The following is a 12,517-nucleotide window of genomic DNA, read 5'->3' as shown; positions in this document are numbered from 1 at the left end:
GGCAATGGTTCAGCGCATCACTCAGAGGACGCCGCCGATCGGATAGAAGCGGTATGCCATCGCCGGTGCCGAAGCGATGGACAGGGACGGTCCTGATGTGAGTCACCACGTCCTGGAGCTGATCGGGTTCGGGAAGCCCGGCCATGGCCTGGTCGTAGGCGTTCCGGTAGCGCGCGAAGGCGGACGCGTCGCGGAAATGACCGAGCCGCCGCCGGCGGAACGCGGCTCCGATGTCGGCCTGTCGTTGGTGGTCCGCATCCCGCCGTTGTCCCGCACGTCGCGCGAGGGAGAGCGGACCATGCCAGCCATGATCGGGCACGTCACCCAGGAACGTTACGATCAGCTCGTCGAACAGCAGACCAGGCGCAATTTTTCCTGGGCGACCTCACCGTGGAAGTCGAGCCTTCGCGCTCTCCCGGCGGTGCCCAGGCCGCACCCGAGCAGTCAGCTCACCGGCGACGAGCGCACCGCTGTAAAGCGCAACGTGGCACGCGTCCGGGCGACAGCCGATTGGTTGGAGGCCGCGATCGCGTCGGACGACGTCAGTCTGGATGAAGGCTTGGCCCGCCTGCTGCGCGGCGAGCAGACCATGCCCCCGGAGATGCCGCTGCTTCTCGTCGACCTTGGGGTGGAGAGGGGGCGCCAGATGCGGGTCATCGCGACCGAGCTGTATTCGATCGAGGCCAACCTCTCGATCGGCAACATGGACTTCGCCGAATTCGCCAACGCCATGGACGGCGACGGCATCTTCCGAGGGTTCTGACCTCAGCGTTGGCCACCTTGTCGTCCAGCAGCGCGTACAGCTGCGTCGTCTCGGTGGAGGCGTGGCCGAGGCGGCGCCGGACGGCCTCGATGGACACCCCGGCGTTGATGAGCTCGGTGGCGTGGGCGTGGCGCAGCTGGCGGACGTCGATCTGGACGCGTGCGGCGGTGCAGTAGCTCTGCCAGCGGTGGTGGGCGGCGTCGTAGGACAGCGGCCCGCCGCGGCCGTTGATGGAGGCGCGGAACAGCGGCCCCGCGGTGTAGGCGGCGCGGGCCAGGTAGAGCTTGAGCAGGGCGGCGTAGCCGCGGTCGCCGAGCAGGACGGTGTGTACGCTGCCACCCTTGCCGTGGAGGCGGATGTGTTCGTCATCCAGCCGCAAATCGAGGTCTTCGACGTAAAGGCCGCAGACTTCGGGGGCGCGGGCGCCCGCAAACGTAGGCGGTCTCGAACAGCTGATCAGCCGGTCCTTCTGCGCTCCAGCAGGTCGCGAGCCTCCAGGAAGGGCGCTCGCAGGAACGCCAGATGGTCTTCCCGCCCATGCCGATGGCAGACCCTCCCCGGCCACAGCCGCCGGCTCCGCTCGTCGATGTAGGCGAGCGACCCTTCGACGAGATTCAGCATGTGCTCGACCGTGCCCGCGTCGAAGCGTTCGTACGTTGGGCCGGTGCACACGTAGACGGGCGAGGTGTGCGCCATGATCGGCCGCGCCCACACGTCGTGGTGCCTGGCGACGTCGGCGCCGGGTCCGTAGCATCGTGCGGCGATCCATGAGTCTTCGCCGATCGGCACGGTGGCGGCCAGTTCGAGTGTTCTCGACGGCTGTGGGGTGCGGTGCTCAGCGACGACGCGGCCGTTGACGACGATCTCGATGCGATCGATGGCAAAGATCGACTCGGCGCGCGCGGAAACGTCGAGGGACGCGCCGGTCGCCGCCTGGACGTCCTGGCCCGGCCGGTGGCCGTTGACGTCCAGGCTGAGCAGCGGCCCGCTGGTCACGAAGGTGGCTCCCTCCCGCACGGCCCGGCACCACGTCCAGTAGTCCAGTTCCTCCTCCGGTGGCACGTGGGCGTAGGTGCGGATGAGACCGATCGGCACCTCGCTGCTCATCTTGTCCGTGCCGCCGACCAGCGTCACCCGGTACCCGGCGTTGAGGTAGCGGTAGTACTCCTGGATGTTGTACGGGTCGTAGGCGATCATCTCGACGGCGTCCAGCCGCCCGGTGGCGAGCAGGGCGGCGGCCTCCCCGTTCGGCACCGGGAAGTGCGCGAGGACGACCGTGCCGCCCTGCGCGTGGCATTCGTCGGCCCAGTGGGACAGAGTGGTCTCCAGTCCGCCGCCGAGCTCGGACTCCTCGGCGCCGCCCGTGCACCAGGGCATGACGGGCCGGCGCAGGCCGAGCAGGTTGATGTGGCCCAGCATCCCGCTGCGGTTCTCCTGGCCGGCGAAGACATGGGTGTGGCCGTCGGCGGAGGTGTGCGGGTGTCCGGTGAACTCCTCAGTGCCGGTGAACAGGTGTCCCCACTGGCTGAGCAGCAGGTTGGTGACACGGACGTCCTCGCCGCGCGCTTCCAGCTCGGCGCCGAGGGTCGAGACGAAGTGCACGTGGGTGTCGCCGCTGTACCAGCCGGTGGAGCTCAGATCGGTCATCCGGGTCAGCGTCAGCTCCAGTTCGGCCTGGCCGGGCCGGATGATGACGGTGGTGCGCACGGGCTCGTACTCGAAGCCGCGCGCCGCCTCCACCGTGACCTCGCCCAGCGGCAGCCAGCCCTCGCAGGTGCCGTCGATGTAGGAGTAGGTCGTGGCGCCGATCCGCACGTCGCCGCCGATGTCGAGGTTCCAGGTGTTTCCGTCGGAGTTGATGTGCCCGTGATGCCCGTGCGGCGGGTAGGGGACGCCGTCCGGCGATCTGAAGTGGATGCGGCACGGCACCGGCTCGCCGGTGGCCGCGTCGCGGACCACCGTCCGCACCCAGGCCCTGCCGGCGTCGGGCAGCCGCCAGGTGACCGGGCCGTCCTGGTGGCATCCGGCGGCGAGCAGGGCTCCCCAGTCGCAGGCGCCGATCTCGGACGGGCCGCGCCTGAGAGTCAGCCGGGCCGAGGGGGTCGCGGCGACGCGTACGTAGGCGCGCCCGTCCTCCTGCGGCGGCGCCCCCCAGCCGGCGCCGGCTTCGCCCACCCGGCGATAGAGGTACGTCGCCGAGCCGCGGTCGACGCTCACGGCCAGGTCCTCGGCGACCGGGCCGGCCGCCGGGTCGAGGTCGACGAGCACGTCACGCCACACGGTGCGCCCGAAGGGATCCTCCTCCAGCTCGCTTGTGGTCACGGCGCCGATGATGACGCCGGGCCCGAGCGAGCGGATCTCCAGGGCGCGCACGGGTACGCCGGGTCGCGGGTTGCGGCAGGGCCACAGGTAGAAGCGGTAGGGCAGCACGTACGGCGAACGGGCCTGCGGGTCGTCGATGTCGACGAACCGCGCTCCGGCCGCGTCGTAGCGGCCGTGGGTGCGTGGCATGAGCTGGTGCTGGGCGTCGGGGACCGCCAGGAACGGCGTCTGCCCCCAGTCCAGCGGGATCGCCCGGTCGCTCCACAGCCGCGGGGTGGGCCCGATCTCGAACCGCTGCCGGATCGGCAGCCGCTCGGTGTGCCCGTCCTCGTAGACCAGCGTGTAGTGGGCGCAGACGTCGCCTACGGTCTGGCCGTCGAACAGGTCGGGGGACTCCAGGGCGTGGGCGACCACCATCCACTCGAAGGCGCGTCTCACGGGGACGGTGACCGTCGTTGACCGCACGCGCAGCAGCGCCTGGTCGCCGCACTCGTCGCCGAACAGGAACGGGATGCCGTACAGGGTGCGTGACCCCAGGGGATAGGACGCGCCGTCGTCGAGCAGCGAGCGCGGCGCGTTGAACACCCCGGACAGGTCGACCGGCTGGTAGCCGCGGCCCTCACGCATGCTCGCCCACCAGCGTCCTCGGCTCGTCCACGGAGGTCTGCCCCAGCTCGGCGTACAGGTGGGGCGAGCGTGATCGCAGGTACAGCGCGCGTGCCACCCCGGCGATCACCGCCACCAGGGCGACCGCGATGATCACGATGTTGGTGAGGGTTCCCGCGCCGGTCAGCAGCGGCAGGTTGACGAGGACGAGGACGAGCACCACGGTCAGTGCCACGAAGCTGAGCCCGGGTGCGATCGTGGTGCGGAAGATTCCGGCCTCGGTCCCGTGGCGGCGCAGGAACCGGATGACGGCCAGGCTGCACAGCGCCCATAGGGCGATGATGCCGAGGAACCCGAGGGCGCTGCCCCACAGCAGCAGGCCCAGGTACGGGTCGGTTCTGGTGGCGGCGAAGGCGACGACGGCGACCGCCGCGACGGCGGTCTGCAACAGCCCGGCCGGCCACGGCGCTTGGGTCCGCGGGTGCGTACGTCCGAGCGCCCGCGGCAGCAGCCCTTCCCTGCCGAGGGCGAACAGGTAGCGGTTGGCGGCGTTGTGCAGCGCCAGCAGGGCGGCGAACGCGCTGGTCAGCAGCAGCACGTTCATCACTTCGACGACCGGCGCGGGGACGTATCTGGTGAAGACGGCGACGACGAGGTTGACCGGGTCCGCCTCGGCCGCGGCGGCGATCTTGTCCGAGCCGTAGGCGATGACGACGACCCAGGTGATGAAGGCGTAGAAGACGGCGATGAAGCCGACGGCGATGTAGGTCGCCCGCCGGACGGTCCTGATGCCGCCCCGGGCCTCCTCGCTGAAGATCGCGGTGGCCTCGAAGCCCATGAAGGCTCCGGCGACCAGGGCGAACATGGGGGCGTTGTCCGGGGCGAGCACGGTGGCGGGCGAGAAGGACGTGGCGGCCCAGTCGCCGCTGCCCCCCTTGGCCAGGACGTACACCGCCAGCACCACCAGCACGGCCGTCTCCAGGACGAGCAGGACGCCGAGAATCCGGGCGCTGGTGTGGATCCCCCGGAAGCCGAGCCAGGCGACGAAGACCAGACCGGCCAGGGCGAAGACGTACCAGGGCACGTCCAGCCCGAAGTAGTGCGCGAAGGTGGTGTTGGCGTAGACGCCCAGGGCACCGTACGTGCTGATCTGCAGAGCGTTGTACGCGGCCACCGCCAGCATCGCCGCTCCCGAGCCCGCCGGCTTGCCGAGTCCCCGCGAGATGGCCGCGTAGAAGGCCCCGGCATTGCGGACATAACGGCTCATGGTCATGAAACCGACGGCGAAGAGCGCCATGACCGCCCCGGCGACGAGGTAGCCGCCGGGGACGGCCGCGCCGCCCTTGAGGAAGTGCAGCGGGGCTACGGCGACGATGAGCGTCAGGGGCGCGAGAGCCGCCAGGACGGTGAAGACGAGGTCTTTGGTCCCCATGGCGTTGCCCGCGAGGGTACCGGCGCGCTGGCCGGCGTCCTGACCTGGCATGATGGTCGCTCCTTGGTCGGAGGGGAACCGGTGCGAAGAGTGGGCCCGGCGATTAAGGGGGGAGCTTATGGCGGCCCCGGCGGCCGGACGAGGGACGATCCGTCCAGCCCCGGCGGAAGCGGCTGTGCGTTCCGTACAATCGGCGCGATCAGAGCTCCTCGATCGCGCGCAGCGCGAGGTGAAGCTCCATCCGCGTGTCCGCGTCGGCCAACCGGCAGCCGAGGGCGCTCTCGATCTGGCCGATACGGTGGCGCACCGTGTTGCGGTGCACGCCGAGCTCCTCGGCGGCCCGGTCCCAGTGGCCGTTGTGCCGAAGCCAGATCCGCAAGGTCACGAGCAGGTCGCCGGCGTCCTGCTGCCGGCGTTCGTGCAGGGGGCGGAAGCGGCGGTCGGCGTAGTCACGCAGGCGGCTCATGTCCAGCGCGGCGGCGAGCCCGTCGACCTCGGCGCCGCTCACCACCGACGACCCCTGGAACAGGGCCGTGCGCAGGGACCGCGCCGCCTCGTCGCGGGCCTCGCCAAGCCTCCCGGCCGGGTGCGGGGAGCTGATCCCGGCCAGCCAGCCTGCCCGCGAAAGATCAACGGTGAGCTTCTGCAGAGGCTCGCACTCCGGCACCAGGGCGACACACACCTCACCGTCCCGATCGACGAACGGAGAGCCCAGCAGAGACGCCAGCTCGCCGAGCGGTGCCCGGCCGCCGGCGGTGGCGCGGGCACAGACGATTCGCCAGCGAGTGGCTTCGACCCCGAACACGCCGGCTGCGTGCCGATCCCAGCGAGAAGAGTGGGGGGCGAGCGCCTGAGCCAGTGCCACCCGGCCGACCTGGTGGGCGGGCCAGTGGTCGACCGGATCGGGGAGGAGCAGGCCCAGCAGCGAGGCCGCCGTGGTGATGACAACCTGGTCGGTGACACCGGCCATGACCGGAGCGCCGACCGCCAGCGCGTAGCCGGACGGCAGCGGGCCCGCCACAGACTGGATCATGACCCGCTGGTCGGCCGAGCTCATGGTGGCGCTCGCGGGGCTGGTGCTGGCGCAGACGCGGCCGATGGCCGCCCGTACGTCATCGTCGAACCGCGGCCGGCCCCCGGTCCACTCCCTCCCCCTGACCTGGTCGGCCAGCAGTGCCCACCCTCCGACGTGCGCGGCCAGCAGTTCCAGCGTCCTGGTGAGGGGTGACGGGCCTGCGGCGGTCTTGATCAGGGCGCGCTGCGCTTCGGTGAGCCGCCTGATCTCCGACAGCTCGGAGGAGAGCAACTCGCCGTAGAGCACCTCGGCGCAGGACTCGAACGTCACCGCTGGAGGAACCGCCAGCAGCGGAAGGCCGTTCGCCTGGCAGGCGGCGACGAGTTCGGGCGGCACCTGGTCGAAGACCGGTGTCACGCCGAACCCAGGGCCGCGACACCGGCCTCCTTCACCCGGGCCGCATAGTCCGCACAGTCGTCGGGCCGCAGGCTGGTCCCGGCCAGCAGCAGCAGTTCGTCCCCTTGCAGGAACCGGGAGGGATCGGGCAGTTCGCTGACGTGCACCCAGCGGATCGGGACGTCGAGGCGGTCAGCGCCCGCGAGCACCTGGAGCCCCAGCCGGGCGACGAACATGTTCAGCGGCACCATGACGCCACGCTAGCCGTCCGCCCGAATTGCTCTGACCAGGACGGACTCACCTGCAGACGGCGAGGAAGATCTTCTCGCTCGGCTCCACGGTGATCCAATCCCCCTGGAAGCCCTGAGGGACATAGAACGCCTCACCCGCGCTGAAGTCCTTACGGCGTCCCGCCGCGTCCCGCACCGCGACCCGTCCCTTGAGGATCACGCAGATCTCGTCGTAGGGCCAGGAGTCGAAGCGCACGGCGCCCGGCTCTCCGGTCCAGTAGCCGCCGGTGAACGAGGTCGCCTCTCCGCCGAACACACGGAACTCCTCCTCGGCCCAACCGGCGGACAGCAGACGGTAGTCGCTGAGCGGAGGCACGAACCGCTCCCCGGCTCCGGCATGGATCGCGCGTACCTGGTCGATGCTCACCGCGTGGCTCCGAAGCGCCGCAGAACATTGTGCGTGATGCGTTCCACGAACGGATCACCCAGGCTGAGCACATGCGCCCACTCCGTGCTGCCCCCGTTGAACACCTCTCCCCCACCGCGGGTGAAGGCGGCGATCATGCCGGCGCCGCGCATCTCGCCTTCGTGCACGTACGCAGGCAAGTCGTCACCGAGGTCGGCGTTGTAGGCGTACACCTCCTCCTCCGGCCCACCGATCGGCACGCAGCCGCCGAAACGGTCCTCCTCCCCCCGTACCGCAGGCGCGAGCGCGAGGATCTCCAGGGTCTCTGGGGCGCCGTCCTCCGACGTCGGATACGGCAACCCACGACGGAACGTGTACTCCACCGAGTCCAACTCGAAGGCGGCCAGGAACGACGGCGGCCCGCCAAGCAGGTCACCGTAGTAGAGGTCGGTTCCCTCCATCGCCCAGTGGTGCGGCCGGTAGACGGTGAACCCTCCCGACGACCGGGGGGCGGCGACGCCGTAGCGGTTGTAGATCCCGCCCAGGCCGTTCAGCCCCATGGTGGTCGCGCCGGGCCTGCCGACCGACTTGGCCTCCCACACGGTCGTGGCCAGATGGGGCGTCCGCGCGGCCTCCGGGTCGGCGGAGGGCAACCGGTAGCAGTATTGGGTGGCGCCGTCGTCGCTGAGCCGGACCTGCCACTGATAGTTGCCGCCGAACCTGGCCAGCCTGCCACCCGCGTCCACGAAGGCGTCGACGGTGTCACGCATCCGCCACGACCAGTACTCGTCATGGCCGACCACAATCGCGCAAGCGTACCCATCCAGCGACTGGGGATCGAAGTGCAGATCATGCTGGGTCAGGTAGTCCAGCTCGTAACCGTGGCGCTCGGCCCACACCACGAAGTGCCGCTCATAGGTGGCCCAGAACGCGTCGGCGTGGTGCCGGCTGTAGCCGAACAACCGCGCCCACTCGTAGGAGGGATAGCGCGGGGCGCCGTACATCGGCAACGAGCCCGTGTTGGCTTCCCTCGGTGCGCCGGCCGGCTTGCGGATCATGCCGCGGGCGATCGGACGCCGCGTCGAGGCCAGCGGCGAGCCGGCGTCGGCGCGGGGATCGTCTCCCAGCCCTCGGTAGTGATTGGCCCCGCCCCAGTCGTTGTAGGCCAGCATCGTGCTGGTGGTCAGCACCAGCACGGCGGGTGCCCGCCGGTCGGCCGGCGCCTTGACGACGAAAAAATGCTCGCGTTCCCACAACTCGCCGGCGGGAGTGGTCGCACGCACGGTGACGATGTAGAAGCCGCTGCGCCAGTCGGCCGGAATCTCCAGCTCCAGCCCCACAGGCCAGCCGCAGCCGGTGGCATGTGCGTCGTGCGGCGCCTCGAAACGTCCCGCGGACAGCCCGCTGCGCGACCACACGACCTGCGGCTCCAGCCCGTCGCGCAGCACCTCCAGGTCGAAGAACGGGACGCCGGCGCTGAGGTGAAACCGTACGGTCTCCCCAGGGCGATAGGAAAACTTGTCGGTGTAGCACCAGACTTCGGCGGCGTCCGGTGCCGCGAACGCGCGTTCGGACGGCCACCCCTTGGGAGACCAGGCGAAAGCGGCCGGGAGCCCGGCCCGCTCGATCGTGTCGCTCACGACCCTCCTTCACGTGTTTGTCGCCTCTGAGCTTATGAACTGGGCTTTTCGGCGATATGGACGACATGCACAACCCCGGTGGACGCTTTGGCCAAAGAAGGCCGGAGCCACGGCTCGTAGTCTTCGGCGTGCCTACGGAAGGACTGACTGAAGATGACCGAGCCTCGGGGGCCCGTCGACTCCTCCCGCGTCCCGCGCTTTGCCGGACCGGCGACCTTCGCCCGGCTGCCCCGCCTGGCCGAGGTGGGGCACGCCGACGTCGCGGTCGTGGGCGTGCCGTTCGACAGCGGTGTGTCATACCGTCCCGGAGCGCGCTTCGGGCCGACGGCCGTGCGTGAGGCCAGCCGGTTGCTGCGGCCGTACCATCCCGGGCTGGACATCTCGCCGTTCGCTGTCCAGCAGGTCGCCGACGGCGGCGACGTAGCCTGCAACCCGTTCGCCATCGACGAGGCCGTCGAGACCATCGAGGAGGCCGTCACCGGCCTGAGCGCCGACGGGACCCGGCTCGTCACGATCGGCGGCGACCACACGATCGCGCTGCCGCTGCTGCGCTCTGTGGCCAAGAAACATGGCCCGGTCGCACTGCTGCACTTCGACGCGCACCTCGACACCTGGGACACCTACTTCGGCGCCGAATACACCCACGGGACGCCTTTCCGGCGAGCCGCCGAGGAGGGCCTGCTGGACACCGAGGCCATCAGCCACGTCGGCACCCGCGGCCCGCTGTACGGCAAGCGCGACCTCGACGAGGACAGACGCCTGGGCTTCGGCATCGTCACCAGCGCAGACGTCATGCGCCGAGGCGCGGATGAGGTGGTGGACGCTCTGCGGCAGCGCATCGGCGACCGGCCGCTCTACGTGTCCATCGACATCGACGTGCTCGACCCGGCACACGCGCCCGGCACCGGCACCCCCGAGGCCGGCGGCCTGACCAGCCGCGAACTGCTCGAGATCCTGCGCGGCCTGGCCGGGGCCCGCCTGGTCGGCGCGGACGTCGTCGAGGTGGCTCCGGCCTACGATCACGCCGAGATCACCGCGGTCGCCGCCTCCCATGTCGCCTACGACCTGGTCACCCTCATGGCGGCCCGCTCCTGCGAAGGAGCCTGACATGCCGGACATCACCTACGCCGTCATCGATCCGGCCACCGGCGAGGTAGCCGCCACCTATCCGACCGCCACCGATGCCGGCATCGAGGACGCGCTGACCGCCGCCCACGGGGCGCTCGCTCGTACCGGCACCGTCGCCGGCCGCGCGGTCCTGCTGCGCAAGGTCGCGGACCTGCACCGCGAGCGTCGCGCCGACCTCGCCGCGACCATCGTGCGGGAGATGGGCAAACCCCTCGCCGAAGCCGAAGGCGAGATCGACTTCTGCGTCGACATCTACGCCTACTACGCCGACCATGCCGCTGCCTTCCTCGCAGACGAGCCGATCGACATCGGCGCCGGGCAGGGCAGCGCGGTCCTGCGCCGTAGCCCGTTCGGCACGCTGCTGGGGATCATGCCGTGGAACTTCCCCGCCTACCAGGTGGCCCGCTTCGCCGCCCCGAACCTCGCGGCCGGGAACACCCTGCTGCTCAAGCACGCGCCGCAGTGCCCCGCCTCCGCCGCGGCGCTGGAGCAGATCTTCCTCGACGCGGGCTTCACCAAAGGCGCCTACGTCAACATCTACGCCACCCACGAACAGGTCGCCCGCATGATCGCGGACCCGCGGCTGCGGGGCGTCTCCCTCACCGGCTCCGAGCGAGCCGGAGCCGCCGTCGCCGAGCTCGCCGGACGCCACCTCAAGAAGATCGTTCTCGAACTCGGCGGCTCCGACCCGTTCATCGTCCTGTCCACCGACGACCTCGACGCCACCGTGGACCACGCCGTCGCCGCCCGGCTGGACAACACCGGCCAGGCGTGCAACGCCGCCAAGAGGTTCATCATCGTCGAGACCCTCTACGAGGACTTCGTAGCGAAGTTCACCGAACGACTTCTCGCCCGTTCACCCGCCACACCCCTGTCCTCGCAGGACGCGGCCGACCTCCTCGCCCGCCAGGTCGACGCCGCCGTGGCACAGGGCGCCACCCTGATCAGCACCGGACGGCGGCACGGGGCGTACTTCCCGGCCGGTGTCCTGACCGGCGTCACCAGCCAGCACGACGTCGCCCACCAGGAACTCTTCGGGCCGGTCGCGATGCTCTTCCGGGCCGCCGACGAGCACCACGCCGTCCAGATCGCCAACGACACCCCATACGGCCTCGGCTCCTATGTCTTCACCACCGATCCGCAACAGGCGGGACGCGTCGCCGACCGCATCGAGGCGGGCATGGTGTTCGTCAACGGCGTCCTGGCCGAGAGCGCGGAACTGCCTTTCGGCGGGATCAAACGCTCCGGCTTCGGCCGCGAACTCGGCCGCCCCGGCATCGAGGAGTTCGTCAACAAGAAGCTGATCCGCATCTTGGCACACTGAACCTTCGTCAGTCTCCTTGGTGAGAGACCATCGGCCATGCCACCCGGTGGACGGCGCAACGAGGGCTCTGCCGCCCCCGGCCAAGTCCGGCACGCCCAGCCGGGGCAGCGGCTTGCAGTTATGTCTTCGGAGCGAACGCCGTCGCCGTGCTCAGCACGACGACTTCGTGACCGAAGCCGACGACGATCTGCTCGTCCGAAGCGATGGCCACGCCGATTGCGCTGGACCAGGTCCGGGGCGGCCGGCCGCTTGCCCTGCCGGGTCAGCGACCGCGGCTTACGCCGCACGCGAGCGATGAGCCCGAGCTCGGCCATCCGCGCCGCGACCGTGTTCTCCGAGACCCGCCAGCCCGCCTTATGCAGGTCACGGGTGATCCGCGGCGAACCGTAAGTGCCGCCGGAAGACTCGAACGAGCAGGCGATCTGCGCATCCAGGTCGGCCCGCCGGCGCTGGCGGGCGGTGGCCGCGTCCTGGCCGATGCGGTTCCTCCACTTGTAGTACCAGGACTGCGACACCCCCAAGGCCCGGCAGGAGATGATGTGGTCGATGCCGTGCTCGGTCTTCTGGGAGCTGATGAAGGCCGCCACACTTATCGGCCCATCGCCTCTTTGACCCACAAGACCACCGAACGCTTGAGGACATCACGCTCGTCTTCCAGCTCGGCGCGTTCCTTCTCCCACGTCGCCTTCTCCTCGGCGTGCTGCTTGGCCAGCGCGGCCTTCTCCCGCCGCAGCCGGGCCAGTTCCTCCTGCTCGGACTCCTCCAGCGTCTTGCCCCTATCGCTGCCGTCGCCGTTGTAGTGCTCGGCGAGCCGATCCATCTGCACCCAATTGTGCAAGGTGTACGGGCTGATCCCCAGATCCCGCGCCACCTGCGCCACGGGCTTGCCGGTCTCCTTGACGATACGCACCGCGCCCACCCGGAACTCCGGATCAAAGCGCCGCCGCGTGACTGCTGCCACGACCAAACCTCTCCCGGTTCGGTCTCCACGTTATGAGGGGGAAGGCCATGACCGCCTGATTGCGGTCTGACGTAAGGCTACGGATATGGATAGCAGGTCTCCGACGACGCGAGATCACGAGATCGTCTCAGCGATCAATCGGCGTACCGGCGCGGGTTTGAGGATCCTCGGCCGCGCTCTGCATGGGAGGCTCGGCGGCGCCATCTACGCCGAGTGGCCGGACGGCCGCCAAGCCGTGGTGACTCGATTTGCGGGCTCACTCGCCGAAGCCAAGCGTACGGCCGACGTGCTTGC

General features: G+C 70.1%; 11 protein-coding genes and 1 pseudogene. 3 read left to right on the top strand and 9 right to left on the bottom strand.

All coding sequences use genetic code 11. From position 1 onward, the window contains the following. The first annotated feature begins 97 nt into the window (after window positions 1-97). A complete protein-coding gene (locus ABEA43_RS64530) occupies window positions 98-763 on the top strand; it encodes a DUF6192 family protein (RefSeq protein WP_345579736.1) in 666 nt (221 codons plus the stop codon). Here the strand turns inward: ABEA43_RS64530 and ABEA43_RS64525 are convergent. The 7 genes from ABEA43_RS64525 to ABEA43_RS64495 all read right to left on the bottom strand — a co-directional run bounded on the left by ABEA43_RS64525 (window position 654) and on the right by ABEA43_RS64495 (window position 8,810). Then, a complete protein-coding gene (locus ABEA43_RS64525) occupies window positions 654-1,328 on the bottom strand; it encodes a tyrosine-type recombinase/integrase (RefSeq protein ID WP_345579733.1) in 675 nt (224 codons plus the stop codon). The two genes, ABEA43_RS64530 and ABEA43_RS64525, sit on opposite strands and share 110 nt — an antisense overlap. Next, window positions 1,220-3,712, bottom strand: coding sequence for a CehA/McbA family metallohydrolase (locus ABEA43_RS64520; RefSeq protein ID WP_345579730.1), 2,493 nt, complete (start codon window positions 3,710-3,712; stop codon window positions 1,220-1,222). Before ABEA43_RS64520 ends, ABEA43_RS64525 begins: the two co-directional genes overlap by 109 nt. Further along, on the bottom strand, window positions 3,705-5,174 hold the full coding sequence (locus ABEA43_RS64515; protein WP_345579727.1) for an APC family permease: 1,470 nt from the start codon (window positions 5,172-5,174) through the stop codon (window positions 3,705-3,707). Before ABEA43_RS64515 ends, ABEA43_RS64520 begins: the two co-directional genes overlap by 8 nt. Window positions 5,175-5,322: 148 nt before the next feature. Then, on the bottom strand, window positions 5,323-6,555 hold the full coding sequence (locus tag ABEA43_RS64510) for a PucR family transcriptional regulator (RefSeq protein ID WP_345579724.1): 1,233 nt from the start codon (window positions 6,553-6,555) through the stop codon (window positions 5,323-5,325). Next, window positions 6,552-6,785 carry a PucR family transcriptional regulator ligand-binding domain-containing protein gene (locus tag ABEA43_RS64505; protein WP_345579720.1) on the bottom strand — a complete coding sequence of 78 codons (234 nt, stop codon included), beginning with the start codon at window positions 6,783-6,785 and terminating at the stop codon, window positions 6,552-6,554. Before ABEA43_RS64505 ends, ABEA43_RS64510 begins: the two co-directional genes overlap by 4 nt. A gap of 46 nt (window positions 6,786-6,831) precedes the next feature. Next, window positions 6,832-7,191, bottom strand: a complete 360-nt coding sequence (locus ABEA43_RS64500; protein WP_345579717.1) for a cupin domain-containing protein — start codon at window positions 7,189-7,191, stop codon at window positions 6,832-6,834. Then, a complete protein-coding gene (locus ABEA43_RS64495) occupies window positions 7,188-8,810 on the bottom strand; it encodes a N,N-dimethylformamidase beta subunit family domain-containing protein (protein WP_345579714.1) in 1,623 nt (540 codons plus the stop codon). The genes ABEA43_RS64500 and ABEA43_RS64495 overlap by 4 nt, the downstream gene beginning before the upstream one ends. A 153-nt stretch (window positions 8,811-8,963) precedes the next feature. Here ABEA43_RS64495 and speB point away from each other — a divergent pair, with 153 nt between their 5' ends. Continuing rightward, on the top strand, window positions 8,964-9,917 hold the full coding sequence (gene speB / locus ABEA43_RS64490; protein ID WP_345579711.1) for an agmatinase: 954 nt from the start codon (window positions 8,964-8,966) through the stop codon (window positions 9,915-9,917). A 1-nt stretch (window position 9,918) separates the two neighbouring features. Then, window positions 9,919-11,262, top strand: coding sequence for an NAD-dependent succinate-semialdehyde dehydrogenase (locus ABEA43_RS64485; protein ID WP_345579709.1), 1,344 nt, complete (start codon window positions 9,919-9,921; stop codon window positions 11,260-11,262). A 287-nt stretch (window positions 11,263-11,549) separates the two neighbouring features. Here the strand turns inward: ABEA43_RS64485 and ABEA43_RS68540 are convergent. Next, window positions 11,550-11,777 (bottom strand): annotated as a pseudogene (locus tag ABEA43_RS68540) (IS3 family transposase); the annotation flags it as partial. Between the two features lie 74 nt (window positions 11,778-11,851). Beyond that, on the bottom strand, window positions 11,852-12,223 hold the full coding sequence (locus ABEA43_RS64480; protein WP_345579707.1) for a transposase: 372 nt from the start codon (window positions 12,221-12,223) through the stop codon (window positions 11,852-11,854). Window positions 12,224-12,517 lie beyond the last annotated feature (294 nt).

This window comes from Nonomuraea rosea, assembly GCF_039539705.1.
In the GTDB taxonomy this organism is placed as follows: domain Bacteria; phylum Actinomycetota; class Actinomycetes; order Streptosporangiales; family Streptosporangiaceae; genus Nonomuraea; species Nonomuraea rosea.
This window is presented reverse-complemented; position numbering and strand designations above follow the sequence as displayed.